The organism is Paenibacillus pinihumi DSM 23905 = JCM 16419, from assembly GCF_000422505.1.
In the GTDB taxonomy this organism is placed as follows: Bacteria; Bacillota; Bacilli; order Paenibacillales; family Paenibacillaceae; genus Paenibacillus_D; species Paenibacillus_D pinihumi.
Genome location: NZ_AULX01000030.1, coordinates 81,198 through 99,911 on the forward strand (window position 1 = coordinate 81,198; position 18,714 = coordinate 99,911).

12 protein-coding genes and 2 pseudogenes are annotated in these 18,714 nt (G+C 36.2%); all 14 read right to left on the minus strand.

What is annotated here, in order from left to right:
• Window positions 1–106: 106 nt before the first annotated feature.
• A complete protein-coding gene (gene fabD / locus H583_RS0111515) occupies window positions 107–1,336 on the minus strand; it encodes an ACP S-malonyltransferase (RefSeq protein WP_028560600.1) in 1,230 nt (409 codons plus the stop codon).
• Between the two features lie 9 nt (window positions 1,337–1,345).
• Window positions 1,346–2,941, minus strand: a complete 1,596-nt coding sequence (locus H583_RS32655; protein ID WP_036709312.1) for a non-ribosomal peptide synthetase — start codon at window positions 2,939–2,941, stop codon at window positions 1,346–1,348.
• 4 nt (window positions 2,942–2,945) lie between these two features.
• Window positions 2,946–4,124 (minus strand): acyl-CoA dehydrogenase family protein, encoded by a 1,179-nt coding sequence (locus H583_RS0111525; protein ID WP_028560601.1) that lies wholly within the window; start codon window positions 4,122–4,124, stop codon window positions 2,946–2,948.
• Window positions 4,121–4,375 (minus strand): acyl carrier protein, encoded by a 255-nt coding sequence (locus H583_RS0111530; protein ID WP_028560602.1) that lies wholly within the window; start codon window positions 4,373–4,375, stop codon window positions 4,121–4,123. The genes H583_RS0111525 and H583_RS0111530 overlap by 4 nt, the downstream gene beginning before the upstream one ends.
• A 37-nt stretch (window positions 4,376–4,412) precedes the next feature.
• Window positions 4,413–5,264 carry a 3-hydroxyacyl-CoA dehydrogenase family protein gene (locus tag H583_RS0111535; protein ID WP_028560603.1) on the minus strand — a complete coding sequence of 284 codons (852 nt, stop codon included), beginning with the start codon at window positions 5,262–5,264 and terminating at the stop codon, window positions 4,413–4,415.
• 27 nt (window positions 5,265–5,291) lie between these two features.
• Complete coding sequence (locus H583_RS0111540; RefSeq protein ID WP_028560604.1) at window positions 5,292–5,552, minus strand: acyl carrier protein; 261 nt, start codon at window positions 5,550–5,552, stop codon at window positions 5,292–5,294.
• 30 nt (window positions 5,553–5,582) lie between these two features.
• Window positions 5,583–6,611, minus strand: a complete 1,029-nt coding sequence (locus tag H583_RS0111545; RefSeq protein WP_028560605.1) for an HAD-IIIC family phosphatase — start codon at window positions 6,609–6,611, stop codon at window positions 5,583–5,585.
• A 47-nt stretch (window positions 6,612–6,658) separates the two neighbouring features.
• Window positions 6,659–7,369 (minus strand): thioesterase II family protein, encoded by a 711-nt coding sequence (locus H583_RS0111550; protein ID WP_028560606.1) that lies wholly within the window; start codon window positions 7,367–7,369, stop codon window positions 6,659–6,661.
• A gap of 41 nt (window positions 7,370–7,410) precedes the next feature.
• Window positions 7,411–10,521, minus strand: a complete 3,111-nt coding sequence (locus tag H583_RS0111555; RefSeq protein WP_028560607.1) for a cyclic peptide export ABC transporter — start codon at window positions 10,519–10,521, stop codon at window positions 7,411–7,413.
• 30 nt (window positions 10,522–10,551) lie between these two features.
• The gene (locus tag H583_RS0111560; protein WP_028560608.1) at window positions 10,552–15,072 is read right to left on the minus strand and encodes a non-ribosomal peptide synthetase; all 4,521 of its coding nucleotides are present in this window, start codon (window positions 15,070–15,072) and stop codon (window positions 10,552–10,554) included.
• 283 nt (window positions 15,073–15,355) lie between these two features.
• Entirely contained in the window at window positions 15,356–15,901 is a 546-nt protein-coding gene (gene loaP / locus H583_RS0111565) for an antiterminator LoaP (protein ID WP_028560609.1), read from the minus strand.
• Window positions 15,902–16,802: 901 nt separating this feature from the next.
• On the minus strand, window positions 16,803–17,819 hold the full coding sequence (locus H583_RS0111570; protein WP_028560610.1) for an ROK family transcriptional regulator: 1,017 nt from the start codon (window positions 17,817–17,819) through the stop codon (window positions 16,803–16,805).
• Window positions 17,820–17,864: 45 nt separating this feature from the next.
• Window positions 17,865–18,335: pseudogene (locus H583_RS38130) on the minus strand (transposase family protein); the annotation flags it as partial.
• Between the two features lie 120 nt (window positions 18,336–18,455).
• Window positions 18,456–18,714 (minus strand): annotated as a pseudogene (locus tag H583_RS37015) (ISNCY family transposase); the annotation flags it as partial.

The following is an 18,714-nucleotide window of genomic DNA, read 5'->3' on the forward strand; positions in this document are numbered from 1 at the left end:
CAAAAACCTCCTGCGATCTTAATTTTAGTAAAATGGTTATTTTTGTATTCTTTACAAATAAAATTATTAATGTAATCATTTTTCAATTCCACTCATGATAAGGCCATTATAAAGCCTTTCCTTCAAGAATCTGATGTAATTTTCGACTAAATAACTGCTGGGGTATCTTTTTGGTTTCCATAACTGATATTGCCATCTTGACTGCTTCTCTAACATTGTTTTCAGAAGGAAAAATATTCTCAGCCAATATATCCTCATATGTCTTTTTTACTGCATTATAAGGCAGAACTGCTCCATTTTGAAACTCGTTATAATTCGTATTGTAATTTCTTAAACTAGTTGCGATCTTCAAGCACCTTTCCATAATTGTTAAGTACTCATCATGACTCACAAATAGCATATTCCTTAGCTCATCACACAATTTATAATTATTAAATGAATAAGGAACCAACTGGGATGTAATTTTTTTAATCAGAAATTTTAATACGTCTTTAGGCCCTATTTCAATCACATATTTGACATTACAATTCATAAGATTCATAACAGATTCCTGCCATCTGACAGGTGACATTAGCTGTTTCGACAAGTTGTCAATCAGAGACTCCGTTCCTTGGTAAGGCTGTGTGTTGTAATTTGAAATCACTTGGCATTCAGGAAAGCGGTAACGATATCCGCGCAATACAGCCTTCATCTCATCTGCCGCATTAGCCATAAACGGCGAATGAAAAGGTCCCGACATTTTTAAGGGATAAACAATTGCTCCGCTGCCTTCCAGTGTCCGTGTCAAACTCTTGATCGTATCATTTCTCCCGGAAATTGAGCACTGAGCCGGTGAATCATAAGCGGATATATATACATCACCACATTCTATATATTCTCTGCATACTTCTTCTACGGTTTTATAATCGATATTTATAACCCATATCATTGTTCCATCACATGAGGAAATTGTTTCTTTAATAATCCTTCCTCTTTGTTTTACAATTTGAAGTACATCTGAGAACTCGACTACTCCAGCTGCGCACAATGCCGAATATTCACCCAGGCTGTGTCCAAGGCAGTATGACGGGCTTAAACCTATTTCCTTCTGGAAAACTCTGAATATGGCCATACTGGCAGTCACCAAGGCTAATTGCGAAATATCTATTTCATTCAACTTATCTGCAGAATCATTTGAAAAGCATATTTCTGCCATATCCATTTTCAATGTATCACTGGCTTCTTCAAAGGTTTCTCTGGCTATGTCGGAGTTATCGTAAAAACTCTTGGCCATATTCGTGTGTTGAGAACCAACCCCTGGGAAAACCAGTGCAATTTTTGGTTCTAATTTGTGCATACAGCTCCTCTATTCCTTTGATTTTTTCAATAATGCTAATGCATTGCGGTCAACCTTCCCATTCATCGTTTTTGGGAAACTGTCCATTATAATATAATGATTTGGAACCATATAATCAGGAAGAAAATTTCTTAAAAACATTTTCATTTTTTTGTCTGTCAGGCTACTATCTGCAGTTAGTAAATATGCTGTCAATACAGGATTGATGCTTTCCACATCCTTTAAAACAACGACACACTGACTAACTGCTTCATGCTCGCAGAGCCTGGCTTCAATTTCTCCAAGTTCAATCCGAAGTCCCCTGATTTTCACCTGGTTGTCCATCCTCCCCAGGTATTCAATATTACCATTGGGCAACAGACGTGCATAATCCCCAGTCCTGTAAATCCTTGCTCCTCTACATACCGGACTATCTACAAATCTTTCATCTGACAGCTTGGGCTGGTTCAGGTATCCTCTGGCCAGTCCGACACCGGCAATGCAGAGCTCCCCTTTTTCCCCGGGCGGCATAAGACCCGATTCCCCCAAAATATACATTGCTGTATTATCGATTGGCTTTCCTATGGGCACCTTGATAATTTCCCCGCTGCCAGGACAATCATAGTAAGTTACGTCAACTGTTGCTTCAGTTGGTCCATATAGGTTAGTCAATCTTGTTCCGTTCTTTTGTCCTAATAATGTGTTGAACTTTTTAACATGCGCGGGCGTAAGTGCCTCACCGCTGCAAAAAATCTGCCTCAGTGACAAGAGCTTTGCAGTATAGTCCTCACTGCCAATATAATTCAGAAAAGAATTGAACATAGAAGGTACAAAATGCAGTGTAGTGATTTTGCTTCGTTCAACTTCTTCAATTATGCCCTGGGGGAATTTCTCAAATCCGGGCTTCAATATACTTAATTTTGCGCCTGTTATAGACCACCAAAACAGTTCCCATACAGATACATCAAATACAAACGGTGTTTTTTGCATTATTGTATCGTCATGTGTAACAGGGTATCTTCTTTGCATCCAATTCAACCTGTTAACAACCGAATGATGTTCAACCATAACGCCTTTTGGATTACCGGTTGAACCTGATGTATAAATCACATACATTAAATCATTAGGCCTTGCATAATCCGCATAACTGTATTCTGGCAGTTCATAAATATATTCATCGTTAAGATTTATACATTTTGAATGAAATCCGATTATTTTATCTATTGTTTTGCTCTGCCCTATTAGACAGCCTGGTTTACTATCAGAAAGTATATACTCCATTCTTTTTTCAGGATAGTCAGGCGAAATGGGCAGGTAAGCCGCACCGTATTTCAAAATACCATATAGACCAATAATCATTTCCAATGAGCGTTCCATCATTAGACCGATTATTCCATTTTTTTCAACTCCATTTTGATGAAGAGCATATGCTAATTGCCCTGCCTTTCGGTTCAGTTCACGGTATGTAAGGACCTCTTCACCAAAAATAACTGCTGTTGCGTCGGGTGTTTTTTCAACCTGCGCTTCAAATAGCTGGCATATCGTTTTATCTTTAGGATACGGAAATACTGTATCATTTAACTGCCTATATATGATATCAATATTGCTTATTTCATGGAAATTCATACTATCATTTACTCCCGAGCCCGGCCTTTATTTCTGAGCTCCTGTACTTTCTTGCAAAGCTGTTTCCTAGTATCATTTCTATAATTTGATTACTACCTTCAATAATTTCAAGTGTCTTGGTATCCCTATAATACCTTGCCACTGGGTGGGACTCATTACAGCCCATTGCTCCAAGGATCTGCACGGCATTATCTGAATGCTTGCGCGCTGCCTTAGTAGTAAAATATTTGGCGATTATCACCTTTTCAGCCGAACTTGGATGATGATTTTCCTTATCATGGCATGAGTGTATACATAAATGGGCTGCGGCTTCATAATCCACTCCCATTTTGGTAATCATCTCTTTTATTGTACTATGGGAGATTAACTTTTCCCCAAAGGTTTTCCTTTTCAAAACATGGCTGGTGCAGTATTCAAGGCAGCCTCTCATAATACCAAGTGCTGTAAATGCAACACTAATGCGTCCGTAATCCAAAGCATACGGAGCTATATGTGATAATGCAAAACCGGGTTTTGCAAGTACGTTTTCCTTGCTTATTTCACAATTATCGAATTCCAGCACTGCTAAAGCACTCGCTTTAAAACCAATCATGTTTTTGATTTGAACCACATTCAATCCGGGTGCATTCTTCTCTACGATTACTGCAGTTGCTTTTTCATCTTGTCCGTTCATTTTGCCAAAAACAATGAATACATCCGCCAAGCCTCCAAAAGTAATCCATCTCTTGGTTCCATTTATGATTATCTTGTCCTCTGTCTCGGTAAATGTAGTAGTAATTCCCTGGATATCACTTCCGGCTTCCGGCTCTGTCAATGCAAGAGCCCCTAGCACTTTGCCCTGAGTCATGGAGGGCAGCCATTTCTGTTTCTGCTCTTCCGTTCCCCATTTGAGTATAGATTTCATAACCATGGTGTGTACATTGAATAAACCGCTTAAAGATGTACTGGCTTTGGCTACTACTTCAGTAAATACACCATATGTGAGATGGTCCCATCCCTGTCCTCCAAACTCTTCCGGCAAAATTCCGCCCATATATCCAGCTTCTGCGCATTTATCAATAACTTCTCTTGGGATACACTCATTTATTTCCCATTCCCATGCAAACGGCTGGACATTGGATTGGACGAATTTTCCGAATTCAGTGTATTTTTCTTTTTGTTCTCTTGAAAGCAATCCGATCATCCCAGATCACCAGCCTTCTTTTTGCATACGAATTCAGTAATACTGTTGATACATTTATAATTGTTCATATCTAAATCATTTGTTGTTATTTTAATTTCAAAGTTTTTCTCTAGAAATGTCATTAATTCGATTGCAAATAAGGAACTTACCAATCCCTCTTCAAAAATATCCATGTCAAAATCAATACGATCAATGTTTACACTATCCAGAACATATTTATTAATTTTTTCAGCAATTGAGTTGTGTTCCACAATAACAAACCTCCCAAATATATTGAACTACCTTATTTTAATAGTTATAAAAGCCTTTACCCGTCTTTCTGCCGAGCAAGTTTGCATCAACCATTTTTCTTAGCAGCGGACAGCAGCGAAATTTAGGGTCCTGATAACTTTCATACAATATATCCAGCGAGTTTACAACCGTATCCAATCCGATCAAATCAGCAGTTTCCAAAGGTCCCATCTTATGCCCGTAGCATTTCGTGAAAATTTCGTCTACTTGGGCTGGTGTTGCCACATCGTCCTGCACCACAAACGCAGCCTCGTTCATAAATAGATGAGATATCCTGTTTGTAACAAATCCCGGCAAGTCATTTACAAGGATAACTTCCTTTTTCATTTGATCAAGTAATGCCTTCGCGTTGTTTATGCACGCTTCTGAAGTGTGATATCCTTTGATTGCTTCAACGCAATTTTTCAAATATGAAGGATTCATAAAATGTATCCCGATTACTTTGTCTGGACGATCTGTTATACTTGCCACCTTTGTGACAGAGATACAAGAAGTATTGACAGCAAAGTTGACTTCCGGTTTGCACACTTTTGTCAATTCCCTATAAACAGCTTCCTTCATTTCCCATTTTTCCGGTACATTTTCAATAATGAACTCCGCATTATATACATCTTCAATGTTAGTAGTAAATGTAATTTTGCTTATTGCCTCTTCAACGTTCAACTTAGGTAACGAAGGATTAGCCAGTGGAGCAAAACGGATAATACGAATGATTTCAGCTTTTGCCCTTTCAAGGGCCGCTGTGGTAATATCAACAAGTATACAGTTCATTCTATGAAACAGCAGATCAGCAGCTATTCCTATACCCATAGTTCCGGCACCGATTATACCAATTGTCTTAAATTCCATGTTTGATCACCTTCCATAAAATTTATTTTAAGAATTATTGGCAGTGCCTGCTTTTTTATTTAAAAAGCTAATTATGTTATTAACCGATGAAAAATTTGATAATTCCAATTCATCACTGTCAACCGTAATGGAGAATTCGCTTTCAATATAATTCAATAATTTCATTGCAAAAAGTGAGTTTACAAATCCCATTGAGAAAATATTATCTTCATCAGAAAATATAGTTTCCTCGTCATACCGAATTAAATTATCTTCAATAAACATTCTAACTTTTTCTTTGTTATCCATAATAGGCTCCTTTTCTTCGGTCCATGTATATTATTTGATTTCAACATTTACATAATGAGGAAATTTTTGGACCATCGACAAATCATTTTCAAGAACGGTAATGCCTTCTTCGTTTGTAGATACTTCTTTAAAATTCGCAAATTTATAAGTGACATACATCACTTTGTTTCGATCAGTCTTTTTAAAATCAGCAAGCAGGATTTTATTTTGGGACTTTGCCATCTGCATAATATAGGATAATAGTATCGTTCCTACTCCCCTTGACATTACTCTGCATGACATGAGAAGCAGCTTTAAATGAAGAGCGCTTTCTTTTATTTCCAGCAAAGCCAACCCTATTTTCCCATAAGAACCATAACGGTCAGTAAGCTCACAAACTAAAAGTTTATGATCGTCTGAGGTTCTGTAATTATTAAGCTCATCATAGCCGTAAGTATAGCCGGTGGTATTCAGCTGATGGGTCCTTTCAGTCAATTCTATCGCTCTTATCAAGTCTTCTTCCTGTGCTTCAGATATAACGAAAGTCATATCTAGAGATGCAAGAAAATTCTCAGGTGCACCATTGAACCGTTCTTCATCTTCCCTTCTTTGTTTGTCCTCCATGTACATAAGACGCCGTCTTTGAGCATCTCTAGTGATATATTTATGTTGCAAACGGCTATTGTTGAGTAAAGATTCATATTCTAATGCATCCATACATGTAATATCCGGGTGTGCATATTTCACTTCGTCTCTTTCAAAAATCTGATCATCAATAAAAAGTATGGAGTCCATCCCGATATTTAAGCTTTTTTGTATATTAGATATGGATATAGACTTCAGATCCCAATTGATTTCAGGAAAAAGAAAATACTCCGATATTCCGAACTCCTCCAACTTTCGAATAGCGTAATCGAAGCTGTTTTTACTTGCTATGGAATGTAGTATGCCTCTAGTATCCAATTCTCTAATGATTTCAACGATACCGGGCTTTAAAGAAATATCATCGTTCTCCAATAATACTCCATCCCATAAAGTATTATCCAAATCCCATATAATACATTTTATCTCTTTATTCAAAATATCTACCTCTCTTATTTTATTTATGCTCAATATTCGTTTATTCATTAAGCATAGGGCATTAATACATCATTGATTACTTTCACAACATCCTCAACGTCCTCATTAATAAAGAAATGCCCCCCTTCAAATTTGTAAATCCTGCATTTGCCTGTAGTACAGGTCTGCCACAGCTCTAAAGATTTATCTTCCATATCCTTATCCTTCTTACCGCTTAATACGGATATGTCAAAATCAAATTTCAAATGATTCTTTAAACAATTATAGGTTTCTACTATCTTATAATCATCCCTTATAATCGGAATGAAGGTTTTAATAAATTCATCATTTTCCAGTAATTGTTCAGGTGTTCCTCCATTCTCTTTCAGCTCTTCTATAAACATCTCTAATGGTGCATCATGAAGGTTAAACTGATTCTTTTTTTCAAAAGGAGGATAACGTCCGGAAAAAAAGACATGTTCAGGATTATGCAAACCTTCAGCTCTAAGTTTATGAACAAGTTCATAGGCAATTATACTCCCCATGCTATGTCCGAAAATTGCATATTCCGAATCTTGCATCCAGGGTCTGACCATCTCATAAACATCATTTACAGCTTCATCCATATTTTCATATCGGGGTTCTGTAAATCTTCTCCCCCTTCCGGCGAGCTCAACAGGGTGAAGCTCTATTGAATCATTTAAATAACCTATCCAGCTTCTATAAGCCTGAATACCACCACCGGCATACGGTATACAAATCAATTTTATTTTCCTCATTTTATTAAGCCTCTCAATTATCCTTTTTGAATTGGTGTTTGCTATACTAATTTACCCATTTCCAGCTTAATGACTTTATCAGCAATAGAATAATATTTATCGTCATGAGTGATTGCTATGACACACTTTTCCCTTGCTTTCAATTCCGGAAGCAAATACTCGTAAAAGAAACTTCTAAATTCGGGATCCTGATCTGCAGCCCACTCATCAAAGAAATAAATCTTTCTATCTTCCAAATAACTGACCAAAAGTGCCAGTCTCTTTCTTTGTCCGCTTGATAGTTTAGTTGTACTGAATACTCCATTATCAATACTCAACTTATCTTCAATACGTAGTTTTGTTAACAGTTCCTTCATCAGTTCTGCTTTACCCACATAATCAATTCCGTATAATTTTTCAAACAAGAAATAATCACTCAGAACTGTCGAATAATACTGATATAATTCATCAGATTCAACTTTAACGTTGTTGAGTGTTATTTCACCCGTATCCGGCTTATAAAGCCCTGTAATAAGTTTTGCAAGCGTTGATTTACCACTCCCGTTTCCTCCAGTGATAAATGTAATTTCACCTGATTTGAAAGTGCAGCTAACGGGTCCTACTTTGAAAACTTCGTCTTTACTGTTTTTGTAACTGTATTCTACATTGTTTAACTCCAATTTGTACTGATTTCCCAAGCCAGCTCCTGCATCTAATGTCTTATCACTTTTAATCGTCTCTGAAGAATCTATTTCTTTTATTAATTGATTTAATCTTTTATAACTTATTTTCGCAAAAACGATTTGTGGAATTGAATCCAGAACTCCATGAATTGGCCCCGTCATATACAGAAAGACAAATACATAATTAGTTAAAGAACTGGCTGGAATGTCTTTGAAAAGTATAGGAAAAATAAATGCTACAACTCCAATTACTAATGTAAAAAGTAGTTCACCTATAACAAAAACATTTGCAAAACCAAGATCACCCTTGATCCGCTTGTCTTTATATTCTTTACTGCTTGCTTGCATATCGTCTCTAAATTCACTTTGTCTTTTGCTATGCATTTTAAGTTCTTTAAAACCATTGATTAAACTATTTATGAATTTAAAAAAATCATTTTGAATATCTCTTGTCTCTTCCCATAGCTTGTTCGCATGTCTGCTCACCAAAAAATATAAACCTGCTGCAACAATGATTACAATTATTGAAATCAACAAGCCATAAATATTTATTATCCCTAAATAAACAAAGCAACAAATTAGTGTTACCAAGCTAGTTGCCGCATTGATAATTATATTCGCAAAATGACTAATCGTTTCCGTATCATTGTTTAGGCCGGCTTGTATTTTTTCATTTTCTATTTGCTCAATTTTTTCATAAGAAGATCCCAGAATTTTATTGATAAGTAAAATTCTCTTATTATAAACCAATTCATTTGTCAACTTTAAAAGCTTAATTCTAACCAACCGCTGCCCATACACATAGATTACAATACTCATAAAAAAAAACAGTAATAATCCGGATTGAAAGCTTTCTGTTCTATTCAATGCCTCATTAATTATAAATATGATGATTGCATTACCAAAGCCACTAACTATACTTAAAGCTGTAATGACAAAAATGGATTTATCATTACTCTTCTTGAATATTGTGGTAAGAAAATAATATATGCAAAATAATACTATTGTAATAAATAGCGAAAAAATTGCTATTATAAGGCTCTGCGGAGCCCAAACTTTAATAAAATCCCACGGAAGTCCAAAATATAAAACATCAGGTATTCTATAAAAACAATATCCTATACCCGATGTAAAAATCAAAAGAATCAATAAACTAATAATTGTCCTTTTAGAATGCCCGATATACTTTCTTTTACTCTGAATGATTTGAATTAATAAAAGAATCAACAAATAAACAGAAATTAACAATACCGGTAGAGATATTATGACTATCATAAACGAAGCGTTATCAATCGAAATGTACTGATCAGAAATATTCTCCCTTGGTCTTTCTCCCTGAATAATTTTATCTATACCGTCTGCAATTGAATTCGTATAGGAAGAATTTAAGTTAGCAAGAATACCTAACCCCAATTTTTCTTGAGGCCTAAACCTAATATCTGAAGAAAAATTTGGATTGCTTCCATCATGGGCAATCATTCCGCCACCATACTGATATACAGACCACCCATATGCATAAGATGATCCATCCTCACCAGGAGCTACTGTTCGATCAGGTAGATGAGAAATATCTATTAAGTCGTTGTCAAATTTCATTGCGTTTTCAGTACCAAGCTGTATTTTAATCCATTTTGCCAAGTCTTCAGCATTTGTAATAATATATCCTGCAGGAGTATTACCTCTGTAGACGGGTGCGTTGTATTCTGCCGGCTTAAGAAATCTTACTTTATAGCCCTTTGAAAAATTATTTTCAGCCGCTTCATTGCTTGACATATATGTGTTATTAAGCCCTAATTCTTCTATGATATATTTTCTCATATAGTCTTCATATGACATATTTGAAACAATTTGCATAACAAGTCCAAGGACATCATAATTTATGGTTGCATAAAGATATTTTTCTCCGGGATAAAAATCAAGCTTTTTACCTACTTGGGTCCTTACAGTGTTTTCTAGCGCATTATCGCTTTCATCAATGGGAATATCTCCAATTGATTTAAAGGGAATTCCGCTTGTATGATGTAATAAATGCTTTAATGTAATATCCACATATTCGTCAATTTGTTTACCTTTATAATTGCCTATATACTTCATTTTGAACCAAGGTATATATTTGCTTACTGGTTCATCTAAATTTATCAGACCCTCTTTTTCGAGTCTAAGTATCCCAAGAGCAGTAAACGCTTTACTTGCGGACCCAAGCTCAAATAAAGTCTCTGAAGTTACGGGTTTCTCTGATTTAATATCCGAATATCCAAATCCTTTACTATAAACCGTTTTATCTCCCTCAACGATTACAACGGATACACCAGGGATTTTCCCATCCTTCATGTTCTTTTTTATCCACGACTCAATACGCTCAATCTTCTCTTCAGTCAAGACGGATGATTCAGAATAATCTGCTCTTTGACTAGTCTCGGCAAATACCGAATTTGAAAACGCAATAATACTTACCAGTATTGACAGAAATGCGATAAATCCTTTTTTCATTTATAGTCCTCCAATATTGTCCTCCAACTTTCACTGGTAAAAAAGGCTCTCCAATTCATCCTGAGATATATCTACTGTATCAAAATCAGAAGGAGTAAATTCAACGGATTCCTTATCACAGCAATGGTTAATAACTATTGTCAAATTCTTAACATAATCATTTAAAAAATTTTCCATTTTATTTCTGGAAAACATATTTGCACTATATGACAACTGTATATTAAATTTGCCGCTTACTATGAAAGAATTCAATTCAATACGATAAGTTAAATGGTTATGCTGATCATAGTCACAACCTGGATGTTCATCCAATAATTTCACAGAATTATCTGCGTGTCCAGAACTGAAGTCCCCCAGGTAATTGAATCTAATATGCTTCTGCTTAATCTCTTCATTAAAAGCCATTGTTATATACTTAAGTATACCAAAGCCAATTCCCTTATTAGGTATTTCCCTAATCCTCTCTTTAACCTCTTTAATCTGATATGATAAATCATCCTCTGTGAGCTTTATATAAAAAGGATATAAAGAAGTAAACCACCCAACTGTTCTTGAAATATCTATGTCTTCAAACATCTCATTCCTGCCATGGCCTTCAAGCTCAATTACAATTTCTTCATTTCCAGTTAATTCTTTTAACGTTCTTACTAGAGAGGTTATTAATAAATCCTTTGGTTCAATATTATATGACACAGTAGCCTTTTTAAGCAGACGCTCTGTAAAATCTTCGTCCAATTGTACAGTTAGTGTTTCACTGCTATTAACAGTATCTTCTCCTACTTCATTATCCATAGGGAAAGTAAAGTCTTTTATTAAAACCTGCTCCCAATAGCTCTGTTCTTTCTCTATTTCTTTCTCAACATAGGTTTCAAGCATCATAGTCCATTCTTGATAGGAATGTGTTTTTAAAGGAAGTTTAATTGTTTGCCCACTATTTATCTGTTGGAACATAGCATTAATATCTTCCAAAATAATTCTCCAAGATACCCCATCAACTACTAAATGGTGGGCAGTAATCAGCCATTTTTTCTCCTCTTGTCCCAGCCTAAAAATACATGCCTTTATCAAAATATCTTGTTCAATATTAAACCCTGACTTTAGACTCTCAGCTATGCATGTCATCCTATCGGCTTGCTCAGCATTTGATAATCCTGTCAAGTCATGCTCTCGAATGCTACATTGCTTGCCCAAATGTTCATTATTATAATATAATTCGCCAGTTGCTGAGTTGTAATTAGTCCTTAATGAATCATGATGTCTTATCAATTCGTTAAGCATTATTTCAAGTTTCCTGGTTTCTATTGCTTGTTTTATCTCCAACAAGATACTCTGATTATAATGGTTAGGATTAGTAAAATTCTGAGAGAAAAACCAATTTACAATTGGGGTATGTTTAATACTGCCTTCACTAAATCCTTGATCAGCCAACAAGCCTTTGCTTTCTTCAATATACAATGCCATTTCTTCGATTATTGGGTTGGAAAGTATATCTTTCACTTTTATTTTGAAGCCTTTATCATTTAGTTTTGAAGTAATCTGTATAGCTTTGATTGAGTCTCCTCCGAGGTGATAAAAATTTTGCCTGATACTTATTCTTTCTATATCTAGAACATCGCAGATTGCATGTACAAGATTTTTTTCCTTCTCATTCCTGGTTGCAATAAAGTCTCCATTCTCAAACATATCTTTCTCGGGCTTAGGAAGTAATTCTCTATTCACTTTACCATTTTTAGTCAAAGGCATTTGTTCCAAGTCAATAAAATACAGCGGAATCATATAATCAGGTAAATATGTTAATAAAAAACTTTTTAATTCTTGTGTCTTAATCTCAAGCTTTTTAACAAGGTATGCACAAAGGTATCTTCCCTTAAATTGATCCTCTAAATCAATTACAAGTGCATCTTTTACTGCTTCATGATTTAGTAAATAGTTTTCGATTTCACCCAATTCAATACGATATCCACGGATCTTGGCCTGTTGATCTGCCCTTCCTACATATTCAATTTTCCCATTATTCAAAAATCGTGATACATCACCTGTCTTATACATTCTCATCCCGGTTATAAAAGGATTATCAATAAATTTTTCCTGTGTCAGCTCTGGCCTGTTTATATAGCCTCTAGCGACTCCATCACCGGATATATACATTTCTCCCACAGTGTTCACAGGTACTGTATTAAGATTTTTGTCTAAAATATAAATATGCACATTATCAGCAGGCACTCCTATTGGAACAGATACCCTTGTATCACTTTCATAATCGTACTTATGAATCATACACCCTACTACGGTTTCAGTAGGACCATACTCATTCAATATTTCAATATTCCCCTCAAATTTTGTATAAATATCTTTTGCAAGGCTTACTTTCAAATCTTCTCCACCTACAACAAAACGTTTAACTGAGGAATTTCTGATATTTGTGTGTTTTAATAAAGACAGATGGGAAGGAGTAAGTTTAATGACGGTAGCCTTATTATCTTTCATGATCCTATAAAGAATGTATTCCTCTTCATCACTATTCTCATCATATACAATAATTTGGTTTCCACTGATTAGAGGAGTGAAAACAGATGTTACCGTCAAATCAAAAGCTAGGGACGAGTATAGCGGAAACACCTCATCGTTAGTATTAACATACATCTTTTTCGCCCACCAGATATAATTAACCAGCCCCTGATGTTCAATCATGGTTCCTTTTGGCTTTCCGGTAGAGCCGGATGTATAGATTACGTATGCTAAGCTATTAGCTTTATTTCTTACATCTAAATTTGATGCATCTCCTGAATATAGGCCTTCTTTCCTGATATCAATGATCTCACCATCAAACCTTACATTTTCATGCAATTCTAAATTCGCAAGCAGTATTTTACAATCCGAATCCTCAAGCATATAAGATATTCTGTCATCCGGATAGCCTGGATCAATCGGCAAGTACGCTCCACCGGCCTTTAAAATAGCAAGAATACTGATAACCGTTTCAATAGAATGTGTGGTTAGCAATCCAACGATTGTTTCCTCTTCTACTCCTTTTTCAACAAGACATCTTGCAAACTGATTCGCTTTTTCATTTAATTCGTTATAAGTAAATTCAGTATGATTAAAGCTAATAGCTGCCTTATGAGGTGTCTTTTCTGCTTGTTCTTCGAATAGTTCATATATCATTTTGTTTTTCGGATATGCGTTGTAGGTATTGTTAAATTCATATAATAACTTTTTTTTCTCATCATCTGACAATAGACTTAAATCTCTTACTTTTTGAAATGGATCCGTTATGATTTGGTATGTAATATTCAATAACTGATTATAAATATACTCAATATCCTCATTGGAGTAATCATTAATCTTGTAGTCAAAGTCTAATGTCAGACTCCCTGTATCAGACCAGTCTTTAATAACCATTTGCAGAGAGTAAATCTGATTGCCATTATAAAATTCAACATTCTCTATTGGATAGCCATTCAGTTCTGAATCGAGCTTTGTATTATAATAATTTACACAGACATTAAACAAGCTATCATATCCATTTTTCTTAAGTTCTAAATTCTGAACGAGAAGATTATACGGATATTTCTGATTAAAATAACATTTCTTAAGCTCTTCATTTACGTACACCATCGTATCTAATAAGCTTAAATTAGCATCTATAAAAAATCTAAATGGCATTGCACTTGTAAACATACCAAACATTCTCTTTTCTTTTTTGCCTGATCTGTTTAACACAGGAGTCCCTATCACAATATCATCTTGTTGAGTCGTTTTATGTAGGTATATAAAATACAATGCTACGAAAAATGTGTTCAGAGAGCATTTATTATCTGCTGTAAACTTCTTTATCTTAGAACAAAATTCGGTATCCATTTCAAAAGTTATCCTTTTTCCTTCTATGATGCTTGAACTTTGATTTGCCCATGCATCAGGAATTTCCTTGAATTTCTCATTCCAAAAGTTTTTATTCTTCAGAAATCTGTCTGATGAAAGATATTTATTTTCATGATCTATATATTCAGTATAAGAGTACTCTATGCTGTCTACGATTTCTTCACCATTGATCTGTTTCATATAAATACTGCAAATTTCATCGGTCATGATATTTATTGACCATCCGTCACAAATGATATGATGAAACTTTGCTAGATACCCATTATCGTTGTCTGATATTTTAAATAATGCAAAATAAAAAAGCCTTTCGTTTTCTAGAACAAAAGGCTTTCTTGCTTCTTTATCTACCCATTTATTGAACTCATCTTCAGGGTTGTCATACTGAGAAAAATCTATAAAATCCAGCTTAACTTCTTCATAACTCCTTACGAACTGCTTAACTTCGCCGTTATCTTCAATTAACCTTAATCTTAGTCCTTCATTCTTCTTTATAAGTACATTTATACAGCTTTCAAGTATATTAAAATTAACATCGCCTTTAATCCTTATCGGACCACCGATATTGTATAATGATGTATTCGGATAAATTTTTTCTATATACCAAATTCTCTTTTGGGGATGTGTTAGAGGATAAAGAACTATATCATTATTATAATTTATATTATCCATAGTAACAAAACCTCTTCTATGTTTTTTTGTCAACAGCCAGCTATAGCACACTTTTCATGTTAACCAAAATAGTTGGATAAGCACATAGCCTCATCGATTGTACAAAAGCAAAGTTTACCTATTAGATTACAAAAGGGCATAGTTTCACCCGGTCATCTATATGTAAACATATACACTACTTAGGCATAAGATGGACTCAGGGCTACCCCAACGTGCCGGAACATCGATTGGATTTACGCTGATTATTTTGGTTTTTTTAGAATCTTGTGAGCCTGTATTAATATCAAGTATCCAAGTAACAACTTTTATCTGAAATATGCACGCCTACATCAAGCGTCCTTGATTCTCCCATCAAATTCAACTCTATCTTCGCTCTTCTTTTTCTCTTGTCAACCTTCTTAATTAACTCTTCTTTTCCTTCTAAAGGACCTTCCAGCACTTTAACTTGCTTATCGACAATATCTATTCTCGAATAACGAACAACCCCATCTTGATCGACCAATGCTAATATATTGTTCATTTCATGGTTCGCGATTCTAGAATACCAACTATAACTTTGATCCTGTTTGTATTTACCTGTATAAACAAAATAATGAACTTTAGGGATGTTACGAATATTATAGTATATATCTGGAGTTAATAATGTTTGTATAAATACATACCCCGGAAACAAAATCTTGAGAACATCCTTAAAATCCCCATTCTTTTTTTCAGGAACTAACTTTTTCGGAATAAAACTGTTTATAGGAGTTAAAATCTGAGCTTCCCCCAAGAGTCTACTCACTAAATCTTCTTTACCGCTTTCGACAAATAAAGCGTACCAATTCATAACATCACCTTAAGTGCAAAATAAAGTGCTTTCAATATTGAAATAACAATCAAGATCGAAAGCACTTTTCAATTCATAGTTCTTAAGATACAGAAATCAACTCTATTTTAGTTCATTGATAAATTTTTCATTCATGTATTAAATCAGATAATCTGACAAGATGCATCAAACTTATACGTAAAATTACAATTTTTTTACGAGTATTTTGATTATTCCATATAATAACAACATTGTCAATGTATTTTTTTGAATAATTTGGCATAGATTTAGATAATATTCATCCTCATGTTGTCTCAAAAAGAGATTATTAATTCAAAAAGACTCTTCAATTTTATACGTTATCTCCTATAACTTTAAAACTATAAAATCTGATGGCCATCCAATCGTTAAAAGATGTAGTATAGACTAAATAAGACTTTCCAAGAAGCCCTTAATAAATTACTTATTATCTTCATTGCCGTTGATTCGCAAGCTGTTAAAAACTTGCAGATTCTGTTGGCGGTTTGTTGCTGCTTTCCGGAAATTTGAGCATAAAAATAAACCGTCTTTGCAGACGGAATCAATCATTGCGAAGTTAAAGACCCGCAAGCTGGAGTCTGTTTATGTTAGTGATCTTTGAACACCGTTCCTTCCATTATATAATAAACACAGGATATACCTGTAAACTATTTAAGAATCCGCACATATTTCCACATATTCTTTGACTAAGAACACCTGGCTCAGCCCCACACGATCCACATAGTTCCGCGCAACCAGGGATAAGACGAAGCTTGCTCCATTACCGGTGATAAACGTCAAGATTGTTCCATGCACGCCATTGAATTAAAGGGCGACCGTCGATAACAGCTCGCTCTTATGTACTTTCTTCATCGTAGTGGATAACACGTAAAATGTAAACAGATCAAGTCCTCGAGACCATAAGGTCAAGCGCAAGGCTCTGCAGCCCGGATAAATAATCCTGCATCCAGTTGCTGAGAACAAGCTTTGGCAGATGCTCTCCGGTAATGTATACAGCGCTCTTTTTGCGAATTAGCTCCAGCATAGGCCCGTCTATTTCAGCGGAATTAAAAATAACCATATGCGGGTTCAACAAGGCGGTAAATGTAGTTACCATACGGCTTATCGCATCGACTGTTTTCTCCTGATGAGTGTCTGATTCCAATCGATGCTCTAAAGCCTGCCCGAAGTTTTGTTCATTGTACAGCGGGATAAACTGAATCTCACCTGAGAAAAAGGTGCTGCCGCGTATCAGGTTTCCGTTTACGATAATACCGGCTCCCGGACCATTTTGCCCCAGATAAATATAAATCAAGGTAGGATTTTCCTCGTCACTATGGACATGGTTATAACCAAGCACAGCCGCATTCATGTCATTCTCGATGACAACCGGGATGGAGAATTGCTTTTCAAAGTGTCCTTTTAAATCAAAGGAATGGAACTGCTTATAATTTGGAATGTAAATGATTTCCCCATTTTTAACGGAGCCTGGAACCCCAATGGCAATGGAAGCGATTTGGGGATATTTCTGCATAATGATTTCAATATGTCTGGTCACACTTGAAACATCATCCATCAATAAACTTCCGGTTTTGCCCTGCTCTTTTAACACTCCCAGACAATTGAATACGCTATAATTCGTTTCATTTTTCTCCAGGAAAATTGCCAGGCCAAGCATATACTCCGGGTTGTACCGGTATCGCATCGCCCGTCTGCCGCCGCTGGAATCATCTATGCCGGACAAGACAACCTCACCCTCTTGTTCCATCCGGGACAAAAACTTGCTGACGGTCGGAAAACTGATACCGAGCTTTTGGCTCAGTTCAACCTTCGTCGCACTGCCAAGCTCCAGCAACAGGAGGCGCAGCTTCTGAAGAATTGCCTTTTGTATATCCTTGGAGTTGGTAAATAATTCATTCATATCAAGGTTCACCCCGTCAGCCATCTTAGTAAACGCATTAGTTCGAATGGTGTGCCGGTCATTGTACAGACCGAGCGGCACCAGTAATTCCGGTTTCCTTCTTGCATGGCGCAGGAGTAGCCCTCGAAACACTCGATAGGACGAAACACAGCGGCTACAACGGTCCCGGTTGCGTCATCGATCGCGGCGTGCAGTGCAAAAGCAAGCGCCTGATCCTCCAGCCATGCAAATGGTTGCATCGATCTGCCACATTATGCCGGCTTGTGCCTTGCGCGGACTCGGTTGATGGGCTTTCGCGCGCCGACACTGCTTGTATGCTTAATTATGTGCTCCAACAGGATGTGTCTTACGCTTGCTGGACTTAAGCGCAGGGATTCGTGCTCTGCCAAAGCTCTGCAAAATGTTGCTTCCGTGGTATTTCTCCGTGTAGAGCGTCAAGCCCGCTTCTTGATTTCATCAGCCAACGCATGGCTCGGATTCCTCCCGGTTTCCATGGGCAAGGGCCTGTGTTCCTCCTGTCCCATAGTGACATTATCACAGAACAATAACAGTTTTCAACTTTTGATGTCAAACGTCTGTGAAAATGTCACTCTAATTGTGCTATGAAAATGTCACTTGTTAAAATGAAGGTCTCTGTTACCAGAAGGCCTCTGGATAGCTATTGTGCTGCGAATACATGGCATCTTGGAACGAACGTTGTTTTGTGTTACGCTTAGTGATGTTGTTGTCATACGTGGTTTTCCACGGATGATCTTTGGCGGGTTTGCGTGGCTGCGCAGAACCCGTCTTTTCTTTTGGGGTGAGAACGGGATCACGGCTTGGACGGTCCGTCGCTTGGAGCGCAAACGCCTGTCCGTACATCCAGAGCAATACCTCACCTTCCAGCGTTTCGCGT